The sequence below is a fragment of the Streptomyces sp. CBMA156 genome (assembly GCF_014596515.1).
Classification (GTDB): domain Bacteria; phylum Actinomycetota; class Actinomycetes; order Streptomycetales; family Streptomycetaceae; genus Kitasatospora.
Genome location: NZ_MSJQ01000090.1, coordinates 21702 through 45504, shown reverse-complemented (window position 1 = coordinate 45504; position 23803 = coordinate 21702). Strand labels below are relative to the sequence as shown.

The following is a 23803-nucleotide window of genomic DNA, read 5'->3' as shown; positions in this document are numbered from 1 at the left end:
TGGTTTCCGGGGGGTGGTTTCCGGTCAGATCCGGTAGCCGGAGCCCGGCACGGTGATGATCACCGGCGGGTCGCCGAGCTTGCGGCGCAGCGTCATCACGGTGACGCGCACGACGTTGGTGAACGGGTCGGTGTGCTCGTCCCAGGCCTTCTCCAGCAGCTGCTCGGCGGAGACCACGGCGCCACCGGCCCGCATCAGCACCTCCAGGACGGCGAACTCCTTGGGGGCGAGCTGGACGGTGCGCCCCTCGCGGATCACCTCGCGGCGGCCGGGGTCGAGCGAGATGCCGGCCCGCTCCAGCACCGGGGGCAGCGGGACGGTCGCCCGGCGGCCCAGCGCCCTTACCCGGGCGACGAGTTCGCTGAAGGCGAACGGCTTCGGAAGGTAGTCGTCCGCGCCGATCTCCAGGCCCTCGACCCGGTCGCTGATGTCGCCGGAGGCGGTCAGCATGATCACCCGGGTGGCCAGGCCCTGCTCGACCACCTTGCGGCAGACGTCGTCCCCGTGGACCAGCGGAAGGTCGCGGTCCAGGACGACGACGTCGTAGTCGTTGACCGCGATGCGCTGGAGCGCGGCCTCCCCGTCGTACACCACGTCGACGGCCATCGCCTCGCGGCGCAGGCCGGTCGCGACGGCCTCGGCGAGCAGCTGCTCGTCCTCGACGACGAGAACCCGCACAGTCGTTGTCCCTTCTCCAGGCCGGCCCGGGAAGCGGACGCACGGCTCCGACGGTGCCTCCATCCTGCCTGGTCCGGCGGTAAAGCAGCGATAAGCTGCCCCTCGGGCAGGGGGCCTGAGTCCGCAGCGGTGACCGTTCGTGTCCGCACCACTCCGTTTGGACTGTGACGCGGGCAACTTTCTTCCGCCGGGAGGTTTCCCGGTCCCCGGTGCGGGGAGGACAGCTGCACACCCGCGATCTGGCTGACGGCCGATCGCACCCACCCGCCGTGCGTTCATCCGCGCCGGCCCTGGGGCTGGGACATCACCGGGAGCGGCCGAAGGTCGTCTCCGCGCCCGTCCGGAATTCACCACATTCCGGCCTGGGTGCTTTCACCGGCTGGACCTCCTCAGGGCGGAGAGCGCACGACCGTGCACGTCCGACACAGTAAGGGGGCCCGTATGGACGCCTTCAAGGCCGGAATCCTGCAGCGCATAGCCAACGCCGAGCAGGACCTGCACCGCGCGATCGAGGCCGGGGACGAGTTCCTCGCCGAGGTGGAGCAGTCCGAGCTGGACGACCTCCGCCGACTCGCCGCCGAGCACGGCGTGGACACGGTGCTGGAGCGCCACCGCACCGCTGCCTGATCCGTCCGGCACACCGACCCGTCGCCGGATCTCCGGCACCAGCGGCCCTGCGGGGGCCGTGCGAAACCCAGGCCCTGACATCCCCCGTATGTCAGGGCTCTTCGCATGTCCGGCCCCGCCCGCCCCCGGTCCCGGCGGCGGGCAGGGCAGCGGGCAGGGCGGCCGGAACCGGTCAGTCCTCCCAGGCACGCAGCGCGGCCAGGCGCTCCTGGAGCGGCTCGTACACCCCGGGGGCGGCGGCCACGGTCAGCTCGCCGTCCGGGCCGTGCCCGGGGCGGCCGCCGACCAGGGCGCCGGCCTCGGTGGCGATCAGACAGCCGGCCGCCCGGTCCCAGGGGGCGAGGCCGCGCTCGTAGTAGCCGTCCAGCCGCCCCGCGGCGACGTCGCACAGGTCCACCGCGGCCGCTCCGGCCCGGCGGATGTCCCGCACCTCGGGCATCAGCGCCAGCAGCACCTCGGCCTGCCGCACCCGCACCGGCTGGACGTAGTTGAAGCCGGTGGCGATCAGCGCCTGCCCCCAGGGCGGGGCCGGGCGGGCCGAGAGCGGGCTGCCGTCCAGGCGGGCCCCGCGGCCCAGGACGGCGTGGAACAGCTCCCCGCGGGCCGGGGCGTACACCACGCCGACGACCGCCCGGCCGTCCACCTCGGCGGCCACGCTGACCGCCCAGGAGGGCAGCCCGTAGAGGTAGTTGACCGTTCCGTCGAGCGGGTCCACGACCCAGCGCACCCCGCTGGTGCCCGGCCGCTCGGCGCCCTCCTCGCCGAGGTAGCCGTCCTCGGGGCGGCGGTCGGTGATCAGCTCCAGGACGAGCTTCTCGGAGGCGAGGTCCATCTCGGTGACCACGTCGACCGGGCTGCTCTTGGTGCCGGCCACGCCGAGGTCGGCGGGGCGGCCGTCGCGCAGCAGGGCGCCGGCCTGCCTGGCCGCGTCCAGGGCGACCTCCAGCAGGTCGTCGAGGAGCCGGTCGTCGGGCAGGGCGGGGGTGGGCACGGGGTTCTCCTCCGGGGCGACGGAACGGGCGGGCGGGGCGGGCGGACGAGCCGGGACGGGCGGGACGGGCCGACAGGGCGGACGGTCAGCGCTCGGCGACGGCCGGGCGCGGGGCGCGCGGGTTGGGGCAGCAGGCCACCGCGCACACGTCGTGGCCGGGGCCGAGGGCCCCGAGGGCGCAGCGGGTGACATCCTCGCCGCGCTCGGTGGCGGCCCGTTCCAGGACGAGTTCGCGCACCGCGGCGGTGAACCGGGGGTCGGCGCCGACGGTGGCCGCGCGCGCCACCGGCAGGCCGAGTTCGGCGGCCTTGGCGACGGCCTCGGTGTCGAGGTCGTACTTCACCTCCATATGGTCGGAGACGAAGCCGATCGGGACCATCACCACGGCCGGCGCGCCGTCGGCGTGCTGGGCCTCCAGGTGGTCGCAGATGTCGGGTTCCAGCCACGGGATGTGCGGAGCGCCGCTGCGGCTCTGGTACACCAGCTCCCACGGCCGGTCGGCCACGCCGGTGCGCTCGGCCACGGCGGCGGTGATCAGCCGGGCCACCTCCAGGTGCTGGGCGACGTACGCGCCGCCGGGCCGGCCGCGGGCCGGGTCGTCCGGGGCGCCGGAGGTCTCGGCCATGCCGTCCGGGATGGAGTGGGTGGTGAACGCCAGCCGGGCGCCGGGGCGGACGGCCTCGGGCAGCTCCGCCAGGGCGGCCAGGGTCGCGTCGATCATCGGCTCGACGAAGCCCGGGTGGTTGTGGAAGTGCCGCAGCTTGTCGACCCGCAGGGCCGGCACGCCCTCCTCGGCGAGCGCGGCCAGCGCGTCGGCCAGGTTCTCCCGGTACTGGCGGCAGCCCGAGTAGCCGGCGTAGGCGCTGGTGGCGAGCACGGCGATCCGGCGGTGGCCGTCGGCGGCCAGCTCCCGCAGGGTGTCGACCAGGTAGGGGGCCCAGTTCCGGTTGCCCCAGTAGACCGGCAGGTCCAGCCCGTGCTCGGCGAAGTCCTTGCGCAGCGCGGCGAGCAGCTCGCGGTTCTGTCCGTTGATCGGACTGATCCCGCCGAACATGAAGTAGTGCTTGCCCACCTCCTTCAGCCGCTCCTTCGGGATGCCACGGCCCCTGGTGACGTTCTCCAGGAACGGGACGACCTCCTCGGGGCCCTCGGGCCCGCCGAAGGAGAGCAGCAGCAGGGCGTCGTACGGGGCGGCGCCGTAGCGGGAGAGTTTGCGCGCGTCGGACATGGCACCGATCCTGCCACCGAGGGACCGGACGCCGTCACCGGGGCCGCGCCGGTGCCCGGAAAATACCGTTTGCCAAGATACGTAAGCTGTGTTTACCGGCCTTGTTCCTTACTCCCCCCGCCCGGAGCTCCCGTGCTGTCCAGCTACCGCCAGATATTCGCCTCCCCCGGCACTCTGGCCTTCTCCTCCACCGGCTTCGTCTCCCGACTGCCGATCTCCATGACCGGGATCGGCATCGTGACCATGCTGTCCCAGCTCAGAGGCTCCTACGGGGTGGCCGGCCTGGTCTCGGCCTGCCTCGCGGTCTCCGCCGCCGTCCTCGGCCCGCAGGTCTCCCGGCTGGTGGACCGGCACGGCCAGCGCAGGATCATCGTCCCCGCCATGGCGATCACCATCGTCGCCGTCACCGGCCTGCTGCTCTGCGCCCGGTTCGAGGCGCCGGACTGGACGCTGTTCGTCTTCGCCGCCGGCATGGGTGTGATGCCGAGCACCGGCGCGATGGTCCGCGCCCGCTGGGCCCACCTCTACCGCGAGGACACCGGCAAGCTCCACACCGCGTACTCCTTCGAGGCCGTGGTCGACGAGGTCTGCTTCATCGTCGGCCCGATCCTCTCCATCGGCCTGGCCACCTCCGTCTTCCCCGAGGCCGGCGTGCTGCTCGCCGGGATCTTCCTCGCCCTCGGCGTCCTGCTGTTCGCCGGGCAGCGCTCCACCGAGCCGCCGGTCCATCCGGCCGCCCGGCACCAGGGCGGCTCGGTCATCCGCAACGGCGGCCTCCAGACGCTGATCCTGACCTTCGTCGCCACCGGCGCGATCTTCGGCTCGGTCGAGGTGGTCACCGTCGCCTACGCCGAGACCCAGGGCCACAAGTCGATCTCCAGCGTGATCCTCGCCCTGTGGGCGCTCGGCTCCTGCCTGGCCGGGGTGGTCTTCGGGACCCTCAAGCTCGCCGGCTCGATGGCGACGCGCTTCCTCGTCGGCGTCCTGTTCATGGCGGTCAGCATGGTGCCGCTGCTGCTGGTCGCCCACACGGTGCACGGCGTCGGCGGGCTGGCCGTGGTCGGCGCCGCGCTGCTGGTCGCGGGCATCGCCATCTCCCCCACCCTGATCACCGCGATGGCCCTGGTCGAACGGCTCGTCCCGGCCGCCCAGCTGACCGAGGGCATGACCTGGACCACCACCGGCCTGGCTCTCGGCGTCGCGGCCGGCTCCTCGGCCGGCGGCTGGGTGATCGACGCCTCCGGCGCCGCCGCGGGCTACTGGGTGCCGCTGGCGGCCGGCCTGCTCGGGGTGGTCGCCGCCCTGGCCGGTCTGAGTCGGCTGCGCGCCGGACTGGCCGCCGGCACGCCCGACACGGCGGCGGCCGACGGGGTCGAACGACCCGTAGACGCCGAACGGTGAACTGACTAATCTCTCGCCCTACCCGCGGGGCTACCTGTGGGTAGGGCGGCCGCGCCGCCCCGGACCGCGCCGACCCGTTCGGCCACGGAGCAGAAGGCAGCGCACATGCCCCAGGCCAGTACCGCGACGCCCACCCGGTGGACCAACTGGGCCGGCAACCAGAGCGCCCGGCCCACCCGGGCCGCCGCCCCCGGCACCGTGGAGGAACTGGCCAAGGAGATCCTGCGGGCCGCCGAACAGGGCCGGACGGTCAAGGCGGTCGGCTCGGGACACTCCTTCACCTCGATCGCCTCGGCCGGCGACGGCGTCCAGATCCGCCCGCACGCGCTCACCGCGGTTCGCGGGATCGACCGCGAGGCCGGCACCATCACCGTCGAGTCCGGTCTCCCGCTGCACCGGCTCAACCGGGTCCTCGCCGCCGAGGGACTCTCGCTGACCAACATGGGCGACATCGAGGTCCAGACCGTGGCCGGCGCCACCAGCACCGGCACCCACGGCACCGGCCGCGACTCCGGCTCGCTGGCAGTCCAGATCCGCTCGCTGGAGATCGTCCTCGCCGACGGCACCGTCAGGCACTGCTCCCCCACCGAGAACCCCCGGCTCTTCCAGGGCGCCCGGCTCGGCCTCGGCGCCCTCGGCGTGATCACCGCGCTCACCTTCGGTGTCGAGCCGGCCTTCCTGCTCACCGCTCACGAGCAGCCGATGCGCTTCGACGAGGTGCTGGAGCGCCTGGACGACCTCACCGCCGTCAACGAGCACTTCGAGTTCTACTGGTTCCCGCACACCGACCGCTGCTCCACCAAGCGCAACAACCGCAGCCAGGGCCCGGCCGCCCCGCTGCCGCGGTTCAAGGAGTGGCTGGAGGACGACTTCCTCTCCAACACCGTCTGGGAGGGCGCCTGCCGGGTCGGCCGGCGCTTCCCCGGTTCGATCCCCTCGATCGCCGCGCTGGCCAGCCGGGCCTGGTCCGAGCGCAGCTTCACCGACACCGCGCACAGGGTGTTCACCAGCCCGCGCAAGGTCCGCTTCCTGGAGATGGAGTACGCGGTGCCGCGGGCGGCCGTCGGCGAGGTGCTGCGCGAGCTGAAGGCCCTGGTCGAACGCTCCGACTGGAAGGTCAGCTTCCCGGTCGAGGTGCGCTTCGCCCCCGCCGACGACCTCTGGCTCTCCACCGCCTCCGGCCGGGACAGCGCCTACATCGCCGTCCACCTCTACCGCGGCACCGCCGACCGGGGCTACTTCACCGGTGTCGAACAGCTGATGACCGCCCATCAGGGCCGGCCACACTGGGGCAAGCTGCACACCCGCGACGCCGGGTACCTGTCCGGCGTCTACCCGCGCTTCGGCGACTTCACCGCGCTGCGGGACGAGGTCGACCCGCAGCGCGTTTTCGGCAACGACTACCTGCGCCGGGTGCTGGGCGCCTAAGACGTGCGGGACGTCTCTTCGGCGGGCGGCGGCGGGGCCACCGGCACCTTCGCCGGTTCGTTCGCCGGATTGTTCGCCGGATTGTTCGCCGGATTGTTCGCCGGGTTGTTGCCCGGCGCCGACGGCGGCGGGGTCGCCTCGCCGGTCGGCTTCCCGCCGCCCGCCGACGGGGAGGAGCCGGCCGACGGGGTCGCGCCCGCACCCGCCGAGGGGGAGGCCGTTCCCGAGCCGGTGCTCGGCGGGCCGCTCGGCTCCCGGCTCGGCCGCGTGGTCGCCGACGGCGAGGCGCCGCCGGACGGGGTGGCGTCGGACGGCTTGGTGTCCCGGCCGTTCCGGTCGCCCGGGGCGGGCCGCTCCGACGGGGCGTCCTGCGGCTGGGAGGACTTGGGCGCCACCGAGCCGCCGAAGGAGGTGCCGTTGCCGGACTCGCCCTTGACCGTCGCCGACACCGGCTGCCCGGTGGCCAGCTCGAACGCCACGATCGGCGTCATCGCCACCACGAAGACCAGCCCTGACACCGCCGCGTACGTCTTCCAGCCCCACCGCCGACGCGCCCGGACGACCCGCGGTTCGTTCCACTCCGAGCTGATCACCGCGGGCCGCGCCGACGGCTCGGGCCCGGCGGGCGTCTGGCGCAGGGTGTTGGCGGTCTGGTTCGGCCCCCGGTCCACCACCTCGCGCAGCTGCTCACCGGTGCGCTTGAAGATGTGCTGGAACACCGCGCCGCCGGTGGTGGCCCCGATGCTCACCACGGCGGCGCCCAGGATCGTGCCGTACACCCCCAGTTCGGAGGCGAACAGCGCGCCCACCACCGTGGCCAGCGCACTCGCGGCGACCTGAGCCACACTCAGATCGATCCGCCTGCGCTCCTTCTTGGCCTTTCCGCCCTCGTCGGCGGGGCTCCGCTCCGGCATCGCCATCCCTCGGTCCATACGGCTGTTCTTCGAACAAGACACTCCATCTTGCCCAAAGAAGGACACAAGGGACGAAAATGCGGTTCTCCGGGCCCGGATTGTGTGAAGATGATCACCGTTCATTCGGTGGCGGTCCGCCATTAGGGGTGGGCGCTCTTGAGATTCCCGTGAATCGCGGGAGACTTGAGCGGCGAGCCGCCCCTCCGGATGCCACGAATGGAGTACTGTTCGTAAAGCCCGAGCCTTGGGTCGACTTGTCGACTGTGCCTACACCGGCAGCTTGACGAGGAGACACGGAGCGGGCACGCACGGCGACGCCCGTCCCGGACCGTCGCGTTCACTGCGCGTGCGAGGACGGCCGGGACACCCAGGCGCGACGTCGACGGATGGCGTGGCAAAAAGGCAACCGTGCCACAGCGGCGTGCACGGGCGTAAGCCCGACACGCCGGGGAACTCAGCAAGGTTGTGGCCAGTCGCGAGCGGGCAGGCCACACTCAGTACGGGAGCAGCGACGCAGGTGACGTCGGCAGGCACAACCCGGGAGGTAACCGTGCCCGAACTGCGGGTTGTGGCCGTGAGCAACGACGGCACACGACTGGTGCTCAAGGCTGCCGACAGCACGGAGTACACCCTTCCCATCGACGAGCGGCTGCGCGCCGCCATCCGTGGGGACCGGCCACGCCTCGGCCAGATCGAGATCGAGGTCGAGAGCCACCTGCGCCCCCGGGACATCCAGGCCCGGATACGAGCCGGTGCCTCCGCCGAGGAGGTCGCCCAGGCCGCCGGGATCTCCGTCGACCGCGTCCGCCGCTTCGAGGGGCCGGTGCTCGCCGAGCGCGCCTTCATGGCCGAGCGCGCCCGCAAGACCGCCATCCGCCGCAACGGCGAATCCCCCGGCCCGCAGCTCGGCGAGGCCGTGGCCGAGCGGCTCGCGCTGCGCGGCGCCGAGAAGGACACCGAACGCTGGGACTCCTGGCGGCGCGACGACGGCACCTGGGAGGTCATCCTCTCCTACCGGGCCGACGGCGAGGGCCGCAGCGCCTCCTGGACGTACGACCCGCCCCGGCGCCTGGTCCAGCCCAACGACGACGAGGCCCGCGCGCTGATCGGCGAGAACGTCGAGCGCGAGGAAGAGTCGATCTTCCCGTTCATCCCGCGGATCGCCCGGCTCCCCCAGGACCGGCCGCCCCGCCCGATGATCGACCGGCCCTCGGCCGACCGCATCATGTCGGCGCGCGAGGTCCGCGAGTCGCGGGAGGCCACCGCCGAGTCCAGGGACTCGCTGACCAGCCTGCTCGACGTGGTCCCCGCCTTCCGCGGCGACCTCGCCGTCGGTGGCCCGGCCCCGGTCGAACCGGTGCCCGCCGAGGTCGCCGAGGAGAGCGAGGAGACGGCCGCGGCGGCCGCCGCCGCACCCGCGGTCGGTGCCGGCTCCGCCTACGCCGACATCCTGATGCCGCGCGCCGTCGCCCCGCACCGCGAGCGCCTGGTCGGCACCACCGACCGGCAGGCCGAGGCGGACGGCGTCCGGCCCGGCCGCCGGGCCACCGTGCCCAGCTGGGACGAGATCGTCTTCGGCAGCCGGCGCAAGAAGCAGGAATAGCCGTAGCGGTACGTCGGAGGGGCGGGAGGCCTGGCCTCCCGCCCCTCCGACGTGTCCCGCCGGCTCAGCCCGGCTGCCCGGTGACCGCCACCGGGCGCGCCTCGTCGCTCGACCACTCGCTCCACGAGCCCGGGTACAGCGTGGCCGGCAGGCCCGCCACCTCCAGCGCCAGGATCTGGTGCGCCGCCGTCACGCCCGAACCGCAGTACACCGCGGTGTCCCGCTCCCCCGCGCCCAGCGCCCTGAACCGGGCGGCCAGTTCGGGCGCCGGCAGGAACCGGCCGTCCGGCCCCACGTTCCCGGCCGTCGGCGCCGAGACCGCGCCCGGGATGTGCCCGGCCCGCGGGTCGACCGGCTCGGTCTCGCCCCGGTAGCGCTCCCCGGAGCGGGCGTCCAGCAGCAGGTCGCCGCGCGCCCAGGCCGCGGCGCCGTCCGCGTCCACCGTCGGCAGCTGCCCCGGCGCCGGCTTGAAGTCGCCCTCCTCCGGTTCCGGCACCTCGGCCGTCACCGGCAGCCCGGCCGCCTCCCAGGCCGCGAACCCGCCGTCCAGCACCCGGACGTCCCGGTGCCCGGCCCAGCGCAGCAGCCACCACGCCCGGGCCGCCGCCATCGAGGCCGCGCCGTCGTACACCACGACCGGGCGCCGGGTGCTCACTCCGAAGCCGCGCATCGCCGCGCCGAACTCCTCCGGGTCCGGCAGCGGGTGACGGCCGCCCCGGCCGGGGGCGCCGGGCGGCGCGGCCAGGTCCCGGTCCAGCTCGACGAAATGGGCGCCGGGCAGGTGCCCGGCCCGGTACTCCTCGGCCGCGGTCGGGCCGCCGGGCGTGGCACCGACCAGCTGGTAGCGCACGTCCAACAGCACCGGCGGCAGCGCGGAGGCGAGCGCCTCCCGCAGTCCGGCCGCGGAGATCAGCGGAGAACCGTCGTTGTAGGTGGTGGTCATGGCGGCCATTGTCGCGCAGCCCGGCCGACTCGCCGCTCTTTGTGCGCTCTTTGCCGGACTTTCCGCGCGGCCCGAGGGTTGGGCGCCCGTCAGAGTGGAAGCATCACCCTCGCGCGCGAGGTTTCCGTGCGCCAACCACCCACGAGGAGGCCCGCATTGCCCGCGGTGGAACTCCGACTGGCCCAGGGCACGCCCTGCTGGGTCAGCCTGCTGACCGACGACCTGCCCGGCGCCCGCGCCTTCTACGGCGCCCTGCTCGGCTGGACGTACGCGCCCGGGCCCGGCCAGATCGGCGACTACGTCCGGGCCCGGCTGGACGGGGCACCGGTGGCCGGCCTCGGCGTCTCCACCGCCACCGGCTTCCCGGTGCAGTGGACGACCTACTTCGCCGTGGACGACGCCGACCGCACCGCCCAGCTGGTCCGCGCGTGCGGCGGGACGGTCGCCGTCGGACCGCTCCAGGCCGAGCGCGCCGGCCGGATGGCCATCGCCTCCGACGTCTCCGGCGCGGTCTTCGGACTCTGGCAGGGCGAGGAGCACCTCGGCCGGGAGGCCGGCCGTGAACCCGGCGGACCGGCCTGGGCCGAACTCCTCACCCCCGACGCACAGGGCGCCGCCGCCTTCTACTCCACCGTGCTCGACCGCCCGGTCCGCTCCGCCGCGGACGAGACCGCGCTGCTGGTGCACGGGCGTCCGGTCGCCGGCATCCGGCACCGCGCCGAGCTGCGCGGCCACCCGCCGCGCTGGCGCACCCACTTCGCGGTCGACGACGCCGACCTGACCGCCCGTCACGCCGTCGATCTCGGCGGCCGGATCCTGGTCGGACCGCACGACACCGCCCGCGGCCGGGCCGCCCGGCTGGCCGACCCGCAGGGCGGGCACTTCTCCGTCCTGGAGGTGCTTCCCCAGGAGTGCTGACCCGTGAAGCCAGGCGCGTCCGCCCTCAGACCTGCTGCTCCTCGAAGGGCAGCACGTCCGGGGAGAGCACCGAGGCACGCGCCGTCGCCGCGGTCAGCCGGCGGCGGTGGTGGCGGCGGCACAGCACCTCGTAGCCGACCTCGTCCCGGTCCACCGAGATGTCGCCGACCACCACCTGGGCGCCCTCGACCACCATCACCCCGCCGACGGTCCTGGCGTTGTGGGTGGCCCGCGCGCCGCACCAGCACAGCGCCTCGACCTGGAGCACCTCCACCCGGTCGGCCAGCTCGATCAGCCGCTGCGAGCCGGGGAACAGCCGGGTGCGGAAGTCGGTGGTGATGCCGAAGGTGTAGACGTCGATGTCCAGTTCGTCCACCACCCTGGCCAGCTGGTCGACCTGCTCGGCGGCGAAGAACTGCGCCTCGTCGCAGATCAGGTAGTCCACCCGGCCGCCGGCCGAGAGCCGCTGCACCACGTGCGCGTGGAAGTCGAAGTCGTCCGTCACCTCGACCGCGTCGGCGCGCAGGCCCAGCCGGCTGGAGATCGTCGCCGCGCCCGCCCGGTCGTTGCGGGTGAGGATCACGCCCCGTCGGCCGCGCGCCGCGTGGTTGTGGTCCATCTGCAGCGCCAGCGTCGACTTTCCGCAGTCCATCGTGCCCGAGAAGAACACCAGTTCAGCCATGGGTGGAGCAAGGGCCTTTCACATCAAGGGAGTTCGGACACAGAGGAGTCAGGTGCGCTGCGGGGCCCGGCTAGCCGCGGACTTCGAGCAACGGCACGAACTGCTCGACCGGGGTCATCGAACCGTGCAGACCGATCATCGCGGACTCGCCGGGCTCGTTGCGGGAGGCGACGATCGCGATGTCGTCGCGCGCCGCGGCCACCACGTCGCCGATCCGGGCGTACACCCGCTCGTCCACGGCCGGGCCGAACCAGCCGGCCTCGATCGCCTGGTCGCGGGTCGCCACCCACATCCGGTCGCCCAGCACCTCGCTCCAGACCGTGTGCACGTCGGCCGCGGCCCCGGGGACGGCGTACACGTGCCGGGCCCGGCCCTCGCCGCCGAGCAGGGCGACGCCGGCGCCCAGCTCCCAGTCCTCGTCGAAGTCGATCCGGTCCTCCGGGGCGATGTCGATCATGCCGTGGTCGGCCGTCACGTACATCGCCGAGCGCGGCGGCAGCTGCCCGGCCAGCCGGCGGGCCAGCCGGTCCACCGCGTCCAGCGTCATCCGCCACTCGTCCGAGTCCACCCCGAAGCGGTGGCCCGCGCCGTCCAGCTCGCTGACGTACGTGTACACCAGCGCCCGGTCGTGCTCGGCCAGCCAGGAGGCCGCCAGGTCCATCCGCTCCTCGCCCGTGGTGCGGCCGAGGAAGGTGCCGCCGGACAGCGCCACCTTGGTCAGCGGGGTCTGGGCGAACAGCGGGGACGAGACCTGCGCCGTCGCCACCCCGGCCTGGTGGGTCCGCTCGAAGACCGTCGGGTACGGCTGCCAGACGTGCGGCGCGGTGGGCGGCTGCCAGCGCAGCTGGTTCATCAGGTAGCCGGCGCCCGGCACCGCCACCGTGTACCCGGCCAGGCCGTGCAGGCCCGGCGGCGTACCGGTGCCGACCGAGGCCAGCGAGGTCGCCGTGGTGGACGGGAAGCCCGCGGTCAGCGGACGGCCGCTGCCGCCCATCGAACTCCCGGCGAGCGAGGACAGGAACGGCGCGTACTCGGGGTGGCGCAGCAGCAGCTCCCAGCCCAGGCCGTCCACCAGGAACACCACCACCCGGTCGGCCGGGGCGATGGGCAGCGTCGCGGTGAACCCCGGGACGCCGAGCCCCGCCGCCACCGAGGGCAGCAGGTCGCACAGCGAACCGCTGCCGTACGGGGGCGCGGGAGCCGCGGCGGGGTCAAGGATCTCGAAGGCGTCGTAGCCGTCGGCAGGAACGAAGGACATGGAACCGGATTCGTAGCGGGCGGAAACGGCGGCGATCAGACCCGCGGACCGTTGCTGATCGTCGCGTCGGACAGGGCCCGGGCGAACACCAGCGCCTGGGACACCGTCTCCGGGCCGTCACCGGCCTCACTCACCCGCAGCGAGAGGTCGTCGGCCGTGGCCGAGCCGGTGTAGCCGTGGTCCGCCTCGCAGTTCGGGTCGGAGCAGCCGGCCGGCTCCAGGTCCAGACGCTGCACCGCGCCCCAGCCGATCGTCAGCACCACCTCGCGCGGCAGCGTGCCGGGGGTGTACGTCTCCGGGTTCGCCACCATCCGGCTCACCACGACCGAGCCGATCCGGTCCAGCCGGACGCTCTCCGTCGACGTCGTCGCGAACGGCACCGCCGGGCTGCCCTCGGCGCCGGACTGCTCGTCGGTGTGGCTCACCACGAACCGGGTCGGGGTGAGCACCAGCACCGTCACGTGCCGGCGCACCTCGTTGGCGTCGAAGGTCGTCTCCTGGTGCACCAGGTAGGAGCTGATCGGCTCCGGGCCCACCGCGGACTCGACCGCCTCGGACACCAGGGCCGGGTAGTAGCCGCTGCGCTCGATCGCCGAGCGCAGGTCCTGAGTGGTGGTGGTACCGGTCTTCGCCATATCTCCATCCTGGCATGGTCCGCCGACGAAGCGGGCGGCACGGCGCCGAGCTTCGGACAACAGCGCCCGGGCAGGGCGCAACCAAGGAAGGTTACAGCGTGCTCATCGCGCGCGGGCCCAGATCGCTGCGGACCGGCAGGGGTGCGACCCGCACCCGCGCCCCCAGGATCGCCAGTCCGTGCGGGGCCACGACCACCGGTTCGAGATCCACCGAGGCGATCTCCGGCACGTCGTCCACCAGCTGCGACACCCGCAGCAGCAACTCCTCCAGGGCGCCGGTGTCCACCGCCTCGGCGCCGCGCCAGCCGAACAGCAGCGGCGCCGCCCGCACCTCCCTGATCAGCCCGGCGACGTCCTGGTCGGTGGCCGGAACCAGCCGGTGCGCCAGGTCGCCCAGCAGTTCGGCCGGTGCGCCGGCCAGGCCGAAGGAGAGGATCGCGCCGACCGCGGGGTCGACCGTGGCGGCTATCACGGTGTCCACGCCGCGCGGGGCCATCCGCTGGACCATCAGTCCGGCCTGGGCGGCGCCGCCGAGCAGCGCGTCCAGCTCGTGGTGGGCGCGGCGCAGGCCCGCCTCGTCGGTCAGGTCCAGCCGGACGCTGCCCAGGTCGGGGCGGTGGCGCAGGTGCGGGGCGGTCGCCTTGAGGGCCACCGGGTAGCCGAGTGCCCCGGCGGCCCTCACCGCGGTCTCCTCGTCCGGGGCGGGCATCGTCGGCGAGACGTCGATGCCGTAGCGGGCCAGCAGCTCCCTGGCCTGGGGCTCGGACAGGGTGATCCGGGCGCCGCCGGGCTGGGTGCGCGCGGCAGTCGCGGCCCTGGTGCTCAGCGCCTCCTCCACCAGCCGGCGGGCGCCGGGCTCGTCGATCCGGTCGAGTTCCGGGACGCGCGCCGTCTTCTCGGCCTCGGCGGTACGGCGGCGCCACTGCGCGTAGTGCACGGCGTGGGTGAGGGCGTTCACGGCCCGCTCGGGCGCCGCGTACGCGGGGATGCCGCCGGGGCGCAGCCGGGCCGGCAGGTCGGTCAGCGCCAGGTGGGTGAGCAGCAGCGGCTTGCCCAGTTCCCGGGCACGCTGTCCGGCTTCGAGCAGGGCCGCGGCGATCTCCGGGTCGTCCGAGCCCATCTCGGGGTCGTCCTCGGCGGTCAGCCGGCCGCCCATGAAGGCGTGCGCGGAGGTGCCGATCGGCGGGATCGCGACGGCGATCACCGCGTCCACGGCCGGGTCGGCGAGGGCGACGTCCAGGGCGATCCGGAAGTTCTCGCCGGTCGCGGCGGTGGTGAGGTCGACGGGGGTGCACGGGCGCAGGCCGGCGCTCAGCAGGGCGTCGTAGGTAAGCAGGCCGAGGGAGTCGGAGTTGCCGACCACCGCGACCCGGTCCCCCGTCGGCAGCGGCTGCTGGGCCAGCAGTTCGCCGGTGTCGTACAGCTCGGTGATGGTCGCGACCCGGGTGACGCCCGCCTGTTCGAACAGGGCGTCCACCGTGGCGTCGCGCAGGCCGGTGGCGGTGGCGGGGACGGCGTGGCCGGGCGGCAGGCTGCCGGTGTGCCGGGCGCCCTTGACCACCACGACCGGCTTGACGGCGGCGAGGCGCCGGGCGATCCGGGTGAACTTGCGGGGGTTGCCGAAGGACTCCAGGTACAGCAGCACCACCTGGGTGGCCTCGTCCTCGGCCCAGTACTGGAGGAAGTCGTTGCCGGAGACGTCGGCGCGGTTGCCGACCGAGGCGAAGGAGGAGACGCCGAGGCCGCGCTTGTGGGCGGCCTCCAGCAGGGCCACCCCGATCGCGCCGGACTGGCAGAAGATGCCGAAGCCGCCGCGGCCGGGCAGGCGCGGGGCGAGCGAGGCGTTCAGCGGACGCTGCGGGTCGGTGCTGATCAGGCCGAAGGCGTTCGGGCCGATCACCCGCATGCCGGCCGCGCGGGCCTGGCGGACCAGCGCGCGCTGCCGGTCCCGGCCCTCCAGGCCGGTCTCCGCGTAGCCGGCGGTGACCACCACCAGGCCCTGCACCCCGTGGGCGCCGCACTCGGCGACGGCGGCCGGGACGGCGCTCTCGGGGACGGCGATCACCGCGAGGTCCACCGGTCCCGGAATGTCCAGAACCGAACGGTGGACCGGGACGCCGTCCAGCTCGGTGCCGGGTCCGGCGTTGCGGTTCACCGCGTACACCGGGCGGTCGGCCGGGGCCTCGTCCCCCAGCAGGTCGCGCAGGATGGCCCGGCCGACGGTCTGCGGGGTGCGGGAGACGCCGATCACCGCCACCGAGCGGGGGGTGAGCAGCCGCTGCACCGAGCGCGCCTCGGCGCGGTGCTCGCGGGCGCGCATCACGGCGAGCGAACGGTCGGTCTGTTCGAGGTCGAAGTCCAGGTGCACCACGCCGTCGGCGAAGCTGCGGCGCTGGGTGTAGCCCGCGTCGGTGAAGACCTTCACCATCTTCCGGTTCTCCGGCAGCACCTCGGCCTGGAAGCGGCGGATGCCGCGCTCCTGGGCCACCGCCGCGATGTGTTCCAGCAGCGCGGAGGCCACGCCGCGGCCCTGGTGGGCGTCCTGTACCAGGAAGGCCACCTCGGCGTCGGTGCCGGTGTCGGACGGGCGGCCGTCGGCGTCGATCCGGTCGTACCGGACGGTGGCGATGAAGCGGTCCCCGACCACGACCGCGAGGCCCACCCGGTTCACGAAGTCGTGGTGGGTGAAGCGGCGGACGTCCTTGTCGGAGAGCCGCGGATAGGGGGCGAAGAACCGGAAGTACTTCGACTGGTCCGACACCTGCTCGTAGAACTCGACGAGCCGTCCGGCGTCGGCGGGCGTGATCGGCCGGATCCGGGCCGTGCCGCCGTCACGCAGCAGGATGTCCGCTTCCCAGTGCTGCGGATAGTCGGGCTGATCGAGGTTCGCCACCGCGGGGTCTTCCACATTCGTCAGGTTATCCGGCGGCGAGCCGAATGGCGTCGGGCGCGTGCTCGCGGCAGGGTGGGCAGGGTCGGCGACCGGGGTTTATGCCCCGAAAAGAAACAATCACAAGTCTTGAACGCAGCGGCTCCGAGGGGCTACCTGCGTGCAACACTGGTCTAGACAACACGGTCGTTTTCCCCCGCTCCCGGAGCGCGGCCGTGACCAGCTTCACCGGAAAGGCACGTCTCATGGCTGAGCGCCGCGTCACCATCGGTTGGGCCGAGGGCCTGCACGCCCGTCCCGCCTCCGTCTTCGTCCGGGCCGTCACGGCCACCGGTGTGCCGATCACCATCGCGAAGCCGGGCGGCAACCCGGTCAACGCCGCCTCCATGCTCGGCCTGCTCGCCCTGGGCGCCCAGGGCGGCGACGAGGTCATCCTCGCCTCCGACGCCGAGAACGCCGGCGACGCGCTCGACCGCCTCGCCAAGCTCGTCTCCGAGGGCCTCGACGAGCTCCCCGCCGCGGCCTGAGCCCTCGCAGCCACCCGATCGGGGTGCCACCGGATTTCCGAGTGGCACCCCGATCGGCGTTTCCGGTCGGCCCCGCACTGCGGCCGGCCGCGTCAGCCCTTGACGCAGACGACCTGCTTGAGGTGCGCGACCACCTCGACGAGGTCCTTCTGCTGCTCGATGACCTTCTCGATGTTCTTGTAGGCGCCCGGGATCTCGTCGACCACGCCGCCGTCCTTGCGGCACTCCACGCCCTTGGTCTGCTCGACCAGGTCCTGGGTGGTGAAGCGCTTCTTCGCGGCGTTGCGGCTCATCTTCCGGCCGGCGCCGTGCGAGGCGGAGTTGAACGCCGCCGCGTTGCCCAGGCCGCGGACGATGTAGGAGCCCGTCCCCATCGAGCCGGGGATGATCCCGAGGTCGCCGCTGCCGGCCCGGATCGCGCCCTTGCGGGTCACCAGCACGTCGACGCCGTCGTACGCCTCCTCCGCCACGTAGTTGTGGTGGCAGCTGATCACCTCGTCGAAGGCGACCTTCGACTTGGCGAACTCGCGCCGGACGACGCCCTGGAAGAGCGCCATCATGACCGCGCGGTTGCGCTTCGCGTACTCCTGCGCCCAGAACAGGTCCTGGCGGTAGGCGTTCATCTGCGGGGTGTCGGCGATGAACACCGCGAGGTCCTGGTCGATCAGGCCCTGGTTGTGCGGCAGCGAGCGGGCGACGCCCATGTGGTGCTCCGCCAGCTCCTTGCCGATGTTGCGGGAGCCGGAGTGCAGCATCAACCAGACCGCATTGGTCGTATCAACGCACAGTTCTATGAAGTGATTTCCTCCGCCGAGCGTGGCCATCTGCTGCATCGCCCGTTCCCGGCGCCACTTGACCGCCTCCGCCACCCCGTCGAAGCGCTGCCAGAAGTCATCCCAACCCGCCGCCCGGAAGCCGTACAGCCTGGTCGGGTCGACCGGGTCGCTGTGCAGGCCGCGGCCGACCGGGATGGCCTCCTCGATCTTGCGGCGCAGGCGGGACAGGTCGTCCGGGAGGTCCTCGGCGGTGAGCGAGGTCTTCACCGCGCTCATCCCGCAGCCGATGTCGACGCCGACCGCCGCCGGGCAGACCGCGCCCTTCATGGCGATGACGGAGCCGACGGTGGCACCCTTGCCCAGGTGGACGTCGGGCATCACGGCGAGGCCGTGCAGCCAGGGCAGGGAGCTGATGTTGCGCAGCTGCTGCATGGCCTGGCCCTCGACGGTGGCCGGGTCGGTCCACATCCGGATCGGCACCCGGACGCCGGGCACCTCGGTGTACGTCATGGTCGAACGACCTCCAGAGGTCGGGAAGTTCACGTGAGGAAGCTGCCGCGCGAGGAATCCCGGCGCGGCTCGGGGAAGTTCGGGAGTGCGGGCTCAGACGCCCGGGGCGACGGTGCAGGGGGTGTACGGCCTCGGGGAGCGTCGTCGTATCGCTTGCTCGACCCGCATGGTGACCGCCTCCCTTCCTTCGTCGCCGTTCGCACGTGCTGTGCGTCGGGGAACATCTATCCACGGAACGGGCGTGGCCCGCAACGGATTTAAAAACGCGTCCGGCCCGGCGGAGCGGGTGCTCCACCGGGCCGGACGGGGCTGCGGCAGGCGTCAGCCGACGACGGTGACCTCGCCGATGCCGAGCGCCCGCACGTCGTCGGCGATCACGGAGGCGTCGCCGACCAGGACGGTGACCAGGCGGTCCGGCGGGAAGGCCGCCACGACCGCCTCGGTGGCGGCGGCGGTGGGCAGTTCGGCGAGCCGCCGGTAGACCTCGGCCTGGTAGTCGTCCGGCAGGTACTGCTCGACCTGGTCGGCCAGGGTGCCGGCGACCGAGCCCGCGGTCTCGTACTTCAGCGGCGCGACGCCGACCAGGAACTGCACGGCCTCGTCGCGCTCGGCGTCGGTGAGGCCCTCGGTGCCGAGGGTGCGCAGGATGGTCCAGGTGTCGGCCAGCGCGGGCGCGGTGGAGGCGGTGTCCACCGAGCCGCTGATGGCGAGCAGCGAGCGTCCGCTGCCGTCGGCGGCCGAGCGCAGCGGCTGGGCGAAGGAGCGCACGCCGTAGGTGTAGCCCTTCTCCTCGCGCAGGACGCGGTCGAGCCGGGAGGTGAGGGTGCCGCCGAGGCAGTAGGTGCCGAGGGTCTGGGCGGCCCAGACCGGGTCGTGGCGGTCGGGCCCGATCCGGCCGATGAGCAGCTGGGTCTGGACGGAGCCGGGGCGGTCCACGATGACGACCCGGCCGCGGTCGTCGCCGGTGACCGGGGCGTGGACCGAGGGCTCGGCGGCGGTGCCGGTCCAGGTGCCGAGGGTGCTCTCCAGCAGGGCGGGCAGGTCGACGCCGGTGAGGTCGCCGACCACCACGACGGTGCTGGTCCCGGGGCGCACGTGGGCGTCGTAGAAGGCCTTGACGGCGGCGCGGTCGATCGACTTGACGGTGTCGGCGGTGCCGGCGCGGGGCCGGGAGAGCCTGTCGGCGGCGTCGAAGAGCTCGGCGTACAGGGCCTTGGCCGCGCGCCGGGCGGGGTTGGCCTGCTCGTGGACGATCTCGTCCAGGCGGTTGGCGACCAGCCGCTCGATCTCGGCCTCCGGCAGCGCGGGCGCGCGCAGGGCGTCGGCCAGCAGGGACAGACCGCGCTGGAGCCGGGAGGCCGGGACCTCCAGGGAGATCCGGATGCACGGGTGGTCGGCGTGCGCGTCGAGGGTGGCGCCGGCGCGCTCCAGCTCGGCGGCGAACTCCTCGGCGCTGAGGGTGTCGGTGCCCTCGCTGAAGGCGCGGGCGAGGATTCCCGCGATGCCGTCGAGGCCCTCGGGCTCGGCGGCGAGCGGGGCGTCGACGAGGACCTCGACGGCGACCAGCTGCTGACCGGGCCGGTGGCAGTGCAGGACGGTGATGCCGTTGCCGAGGGCGGCCCGCTCGGGGGCGGGGAAGTCCCAGGGGCTGGGCGTGCCCGGCTGGGGCTGGGGGTGGAAGGTCATGGCGGGGACGTAGTCGGTGCTCATACGGCGGCACCCTCCTCTTCGGAAGCGGCGTCGGAGTCGGCGTCGGTCTCGGCGGCGGTCGGCTCGTAGACGAGGACGGCCCGGTTGTCGGGGTGGAGCCTGGCCTTGGCGACGGCCTGGACCTCCTCGGCGGTGACGTCGAGGACCTTGGGGAGGGCGTCGTTGAGCAGCTTGGGGTCGCCGAACAGGACGGCGTAGCGGCACAGTTCGTCGGCGCGGCCGGCGACGGTGGTGAGCCGGTCGAGCCACTCGCGCTCGATCTGGGCCTGGGCGCGTTCGAGTTCCTCGGCCGTGGGGCCCTCGGCGGCGAAGCGGGCGAGCTCCTCGTCGACGGCGGTGCCGATCTGTTCGAGGGTGGCGTCGCCGGAGGTCTTGGCGTCGAGCCAGCCGAGGCTGGGGGCGCCGGCCAGGCGCAGCAGGCCGAAGCCGGCGGCGACGGCGGTGCGGTCGCGGCGGACCAGCCGGTTGTAGAGGCGGCTGGACTCGCCGCTGCCGAGGATGGTGAGGGCGAGGTCGGCGGCGTCGGCCTCGCGGGTGCCGTCGTGCGGGAGGCGGTAGGCGGCCATCAGGGCGCGGGAGGGGACGTCCTCGTGGACCTCCTCGCGGATCTCGCGGCCGATGGTCTCGGGGAGTTCGCCGGAGCGCGGGGGCTGCTTGCCGTCGTGCGCGGGGATGGAGCCGAAGTACTTCTCGACCCAGGCGACGGTCTGCTCGGGGTCGATGTCGCCGACCACGGAGAGGACCGCGTTGTTGGGCGCGTAGTACGTCCGGAAGAACGCGCGGGCGTCCTCCAGCGTGGCGGCGTCGAGGTCGGCCATGGAGCCGATCGGGGTGTGGTGGTACGGGTGGCCGTCGGGGAAGGAGAGCGCGGTGAGCTTCTCGAAGGCGGTGCCGTACGGCACGTTGTCGTAGCGCTGGCGGCGCTCGTTCTTGACGACGTCGCGCTGGTTCTCCATGGACGTCTCGTCGAGCGCGGCGAGCAGCGAGCCCATCCGGTCGGCCTCCAGCCAGAGGGCGAGCTCCAGCTGGTGGGCGGGCATGGTCTCGAAGTAGTTGGTGCGCTCGAAGCTGGTGGTGCCGTTGAGCGAGCCGCCGGCGCCCTGGACGAGCTCGAAGTGCCCGTTGTTGGAGACGTTGGCGGAGCCCTGGAACATCAGGTGCTCGAAGAGGTGGGCGAGGCCGGTGCGGCCCTTGACCTCGTGCCGGGAGCCCACGTCGTACCAGAGGCAGACGGCGGCGACCGGGGTGAGGTGGTCCTCGGAGAGGACGACACGCAGGCCGTTGGCCAGGCGGTGCTCGGTGATGGCGATGCCTCGGCTGGAGGCGGGGGCCGGGTTGGCCATGCGCTCGGGTCCTTCCCGTCGTCGATGTCGGGGGTTCGTGTGGCGTCCCCCATTGTGGTGCAACGTCCGGGAGTCGTGTTCGTGTCCGCGCGGACCGGGGCGTTCGCCAGGGGCGGAAGAGGGCCGCTGACCGGGACTGTCACCGCGAGGGTCCACAATGGGGGCGCCGCGCCCTGTCGACGGCGCCCGGTTGACGGGTCCGGTGACAGGTCGGCACCGAGACGACCGACGCCCGACCGAGACACAGCCAGCGACACGTAAGGGAGCCCCGCCGCGATGGCCCGCCGCAGTTCGCAGACCCCGCCGCCCGGAGACTTCGAGGAGCGGATCCTCGATGTCGACGTCGTGGACGAGATGCAGGGCTCCTTCCTGGAGTACGCCTACTCGGTGATCTACTCGCGTGCGCTGCCCGACGCGCGGGACGGCCTGAAGCCGGTGCACCGCCGGATCCTGTACCAGGCCAACGAGATGGGCTTGCGCCCCGAGCGCGGGCACGTGAAGTGCGCCCGCCTGGTGGGCGAGGTGATGGGCCGGCTGCACCCGCACGGCGACGCGTCGATCTACGACTCGGTCGTGCGCATGGCGCAGCCGTTCTCGATGCGGCTGCCGCTGATCGACGGGCACGGCAACTTCGGTTCGCTGGGCAACGACGACCCGCCGGCCGCGATGCGCTACACCGAGTCGCGGCTGACGGCCGCCTCGATGGCGATGGTGGAGTCGATCCACGAGGACACCGTCGACTTCGGCCCGAACTACGACGGCAGCGAGCAGGAGCCGATGGCGCTGCCGGCCGCGTTCCCGAACCTGCTGGTGAACGGCGCGACGGGCATCGCGGTGGGCATGGCGACGAACATGCCGCCGCACAACCTGTCCGAGGTGGTGGCGGCTGCCCGGCACCTGATCAAGCACCCGAACGCGGACCTGGACACGCTGATGCGGTTCGTGCCCGGTCCCGACCTGCCGACCGGCGGGCGGATCGTGGGCCTGTCGGGCATCAGGGACGCGTACGAGTCGGGCCGCGGCACGTTCAAGATCCGGGCGACGACGACGGTGGAGGCGGTGACGGCCCGCCGCAAGGGCATCGTGGTCACCGAGCTGCCGTACAACGTCGGCCCGGAGAAGGTCATCGCGAAGATCAAGGACCTGGTCAACGCGAAGAAGCTCCAGGGCATCGCGGACGTCAAGGACCTGACCGACCGCGAGCACGGGCTGCGGCTGGTCATCGAGGTGAAGAACGGCTTCGTGCCGGAGGCGCTGCTGGAGCAGCTGTACAAGCTGACGCCGATGGAGGAGACCTTCGGCATCAACAACGTGGCGCTGGTGGACGGGCAGCCACTGACGCTGGGGCTGAAGGAGCTGCTGGAGGTCTACGTCGACCACCGCTTCACCGTGGTGCGCCGGCGCAGCGACTTCCGCCGCCGCAAGCGGGAGGAGCGGCTGCACCTGGTCGAGGGCCTGCTGGTGGCCCTGCTCGACATCGACGAGGTCATCGCGATCATCCGGTCGAGTGACAACGCGCAGCAGGCGAAGGAGCGCCTGATGGAGCGCTTCTCGCTGTCGGAGACGCAGACCGCGTACATCCTGGACACCCCGCTGCGGCGGCTGACCCGCTTCGACCGGGTGGAGCTGGAGCAGGAGAAGGAGAAGCTGAACTCCGAGATCGCGGACCTGACCGAGATCCTGGAGTCGGACACCAAGCTGCGCAGCGTGGTCTCGTCCGAACTTGCCGCGGTGTCCAAGCAGTTCGGGACGGAGCGGCGCACGGTGCTGCTGGAGGCGGGGGCGGCGCCCGCGGCGGCGCTGACGGTGCCGCTGGAGGTCGCGGACGACCCGTGCCGGGTGCTGCTGTCCTCGACGGGCCTGCTGGCGCGGACGGCGGACGGGGAGCCGTTCGAGCTGTCGGAGAAGCGGGCGAAGCACGACGTGATCGTGTCGGCGGTGCACGCGACGGCGCGGGCTGACGTGGGCGTGGTGACGTCCGTCGGCCGGGTGCTGCGGCTGCCGGTGATCGACCTGCCGGCGCTGCCGCCGACGCCGTCGCCGACGCTGGCGGGCGGGGCCGCGGTGGGCGAGTTCCTGCGGCTGGAGGCCGGGGAACGGGTGCTGGCGCTGACCACGCTGGACGAGTCCTCGCCGGGGCTGGCGCTGGGCACCGCGCAGGGCGTGGTGAAGCGGGTGGTGCCGGAGTGGCCGGCGAACAAGGACGAGTTCGAGGTGATCGCCCTCAAGGAGGGTGACGAGCTGGTGGGCGCGATCGAACTGCGCACCGGCGAGGAGGACCTGGTCTTCATCGCCTCGGACGCCCAGCTGCTGCGCTACCCGGCGGGCCAGGTGCGTCCGCAGGGCCGCCCGGCGGGCGGCATGGCCGGCATCAAGCTGTCGGACGGCGCACGGGTGCTGTCCTTCACGGCGGTGGACCCGGCGGCGGACGCGGTGGTGGTCTCGGTGGCCACGGCCACGGACACGCTGTCCGACGGCGAGCAGACGTCCTGGAAGGTCACCCCGTTCGAGCAGTACCCGCGCAAGGGCCGCGCCACCGGCGGGGTGCGCTGCCAGCGCTTCCTGCGCGGCGAGGAGGGCCTGATCTTCGCCTGGGCCGGCGCCGCCCCGGCCCGTGCCGCCACCGCCAAGGGCGCCCCGGTCGACCTGCCCGAGCGCGACCCGCGCCGCGACGGCTCCGGCACCCCGGTCACCACCCCGATCGCGGTGGTCGCCGGCCCGGCGTAACGGCGCTCGTCCGA

Annotated in this window: 19 protein-coding genes; 7 read left to right on the top strand and 12 right to left on the bottom strand. The window is 73.3% G+C overall.

The genetic code is table 11. The features are described from left to right. Positions 1 to 24 precede the first annotated feature (24 nt). Positions 25 to 678, bottom strand: a complete 654-nt coding sequence (locus tag BU198_RS07825; RefSeq protein WP_188296105.1) for a response regulator transcription factor — start codon at positions 676 to 678, stop codon at positions 25 to 27. Between the two features lie 441 nt (positions 679 to 1119). Between BU198_RS07825 and BU198_RS07820 the strand changes: the two genes are divergently transcribed. Next, the gene (locus BU198_RS07820) at positions 1120 to 1305 is read left to right on the top strand and encodes a hypothetical protein (RefSeq protein WP_030057688.1); all 186 of its coding nucleotides are present in this window, start codon (positions 1120 to 1122) and stop codon (positions 1303 to 1305) included. A gap of 172 nt (positions 1306 to 1477) precedes the next feature. Here the strand turns inward: BU198_RS07820 and BU198_RS07815 are convergent, their stop codons facing one another. Both BU198_RS07815 and BU198_RS07810 read right to left on the bottom strand, forming a co-directional pair. After that, positions 1478 to 2296, bottom strand: a complete 819-nt coding sequence (locus BU198_RS07815; protein ID WP_317620013.1) for an inositol monophosphatase family protein — start codon at positions 2294 to 2296, stop codon at positions 1478 to 1480. Positions 2297 to 2381: 85 nt separating this feature from the next. Next, complete coding sequence (locus BU198_RS07810) at positions 2382 to 3524, bottom strand: ferrochelatase (RefSeq protein WP_188296104.1); 1143 nt, start codon at positions 3522 to 3524, stop codon at positions 2382 to 2384. A gap of 132 nt (positions 3525 to 3656) precedes the next feature. On the opposite strand from BU198_RS07810, the gene BU198_RS07805 reads away from it, so the two are divergent. Both BU198_RS07805 and BU198_RS07800 read left to right on the top strand, forming a co-directional pair. Continuing rightward, on the top strand, positions 3657 to 4925 hold the full coding sequence (locus BU198_RS07805; RefSeq protein ID WP_188296103.1) for an MFS transporter: 1269 nt from the start codon (positions 3657 to 3659) through the stop codon (positions 4923 to 4925). A 105-nt stretch (positions 4926 to 5030) separates the two neighbouring features. Next, positions 5031 to 6353 (top strand): D-arabinono-1,4-lactone oxidase, encoded by a 1323-nt coding sequence (locus BU198_RS07800; RefSeq protein ID WP_188296102.1) that lies wholly within the window; start codon positions 5031 to 5033, stop codon positions 6351 to 6353. On the opposite strand, the gene BU198_RS07795 is transcribed toward BU198_RS07800, so the two are convergent. Continuing rightward, positions 6350 to 7267, bottom strand: coding sequence for a hypothetical protein (locus BU198_RS07795; RefSeq protein WP_188296101.1), 918 nt, complete (start codon positions 7265 to 7267; stop codon positions 6350 to 6352). The two genes, BU198_RS07800 and BU198_RS07795, sit on opposite strands and share 4 nt — an antisense overlap. 517 nt (positions 7268 to 7784) lie before the next feature. On the opposite strand from BU198_RS07795, the gene sepH reads away from it, so the two are divergent. Further along, the gene (gene sepH, locus BU198_RS07790) at positions 7785 to 8870 is read left to right on the top strand and encodes a septation protein SepH (RefSeq protein ID WP_188296100.1); all 1086 of its coding nucleotides are present in this window, start codon (positions 7785 to 7787) and stop codon (positions 8868 to 8870) included. 64 nt (positions 8871 to 8934) lie between these two features. Here the strand turns inward: sepH and BU198_RS07785 are convergent, their stop codons facing one another. Further along, positions 8935 to 9813 carry a sulfurtransferase gene (locus BU198_RS07785; RefSeq protein ID WP_188296099.1) on the bottom strand — a complete coding sequence of 293 codons (879 nt, stop codon included), beginning with the start codon at positions 9811 to 9813 and terminating at the stop codon, positions 8935 to 8937. A gap of 165 nt (positions 9814 to 9978) precedes the next feature. Here BU198_RS07785 and BU198_RS07780 point away from each other — a divergent pair, with 165 nt between their 5' ends. Continuing rightward, the gene (locus BU198_RS07780; protein ID WP_317620012.1) at positions 9979 to 10731 is read left to right on the top strand and encodes a VOC family protein; all 753 of its coding nucleotides are present in this window, start codon (positions 9979 to 9981) and stop codon (positions 10729 to 10731) included. A 25-nt stretch (positions 10732 to 10756) separates the two neighbouring features. Here the strand turns inward: BU198_RS07780 and BU198_RS07775 are convergent, their stop codons facing one another. From BU198_RS07775 to BU198_RS07760, 4 genes are all read right to left on the bottom strand, one after another. Beyond that, positions 10757 to 11413, bottom strand: coding sequence for a thymidine kinase (locus BU198_RS07775; RefSeq protein ID WP_188296097.1), 657 nt, complete (start codon positions 11411 to 11413; stop codon positions 10757 to 10759). Positions 11414 to 11483: 70 nt separating this feature from the next. After that, positions 11484 to 12671: an alkaline phosphatase family protein gene (locus BU198_RS07770; RefSeq protein ID WP_188296096.1), complete on the bottom strand. Its 1188-nt coding sequence runs from the start codon at positions 12669 to 12671 to the stop codon at positions 11484 to 11486. 35 nt (positions 12672 to 12706) lie between these two features. Then, on the bottom strand, positions 12707 to 13306 hold the full coding sequence (locus tag BU198_RS07765) for a DUF5998 family protein (RefSeq protein WP_188296095.1): 600 nt from the start codon (positions 13304 to 13306) through the stop codon (positions 12707 to 12709). A gap of 91 nt (positions 13307 to 13397) precedes the next feature. After that, entirely contained in the window at positions 13398 to 16214 is a 2817-nt protein-coding gene (locus tag BU198_RS07760) for a GNAT family N-acetyltransferase (RefSeq protein WP_317620011.1), read from the bottom strand. A 227-nt stretch (positions 16215 to 16441) separates the two neighbouring features. Here BU198_RS07760 and BU198_RS07755 point away from each other — a divergent pair, with 227 nt between their 5' ends. Next, a complete protein-coding gene (locus BU198_RS07755; RefSeq protein ID WP_188296094.1) occupies positions 16442 to 16723 on the top strand; it encodes an HPr family phosphocarrier protein in 282 nt (93 codons plus the stop codon). Positions 16724 to 16815: 92 nt separating this feature from the next. Here BU198_RS07755 and BU198_RS07750 read toward each other — a convergent pair whose 3' ends face one another. The 3 genes from BU198_RS07750 to BU198_RS07740 form a co-directional block, all read right to left on the bottom strand. Further along, positions 16816 to 18009, bottom strand: coding sequence for an RtcB family protein (locus tag BU198_RS07750; RefSeq protein ID WP_188296093.1), 1194 nt, complete (start codon positions 18007 to 18009; stop codon positions 16816 to 16818). A gap of 321 nt (positions 18010 to 18330) precedes the next feature. Continuing rightward, on the bottom strand, positions 18331 to 19695 hold the full coding sequence (locus tag BU198_RS07745; protein WP_188296112.1) for a M16 family metallopeptidase: 1365 nt from the start codon (positions 19693 to 19695) through the stop codon (positions 18331 to 18333). A 20-nt stretch (positions 19696 to 19715) separates the two neighbouring features. Beyond that, on the bottom strand, positions 19716 to 21062 hold the full coding sequence (locus tag BU198_RS07740; RefSeq protein ID WP_188296092.1) for a M16 family metallopeptidase: 1347 nt from the start codon (positions 21060 to 21062) through the stop codon (positions 19716 to 19718). A 276-nt stretch (positions 21063 to 21338) separates the two neighbouring features. On the opposite strand from BU198_RS07740, the gene BU198_RS07735 reads away from it, so the two are divergent. Next, a complete protein-coding gene (locus BU198_RS07735) occupies positions 21339 to 23789 on the top strand; it encodes a DNA topoisomerase (ATP-hydrolyzing) subunit A (protein ID WP_188296091.1) in 2451 nt (816 codons plus the stop codon). The last annotated feature ends 14 nt before the right edge of the window (positions 23790 to 23803 follow it).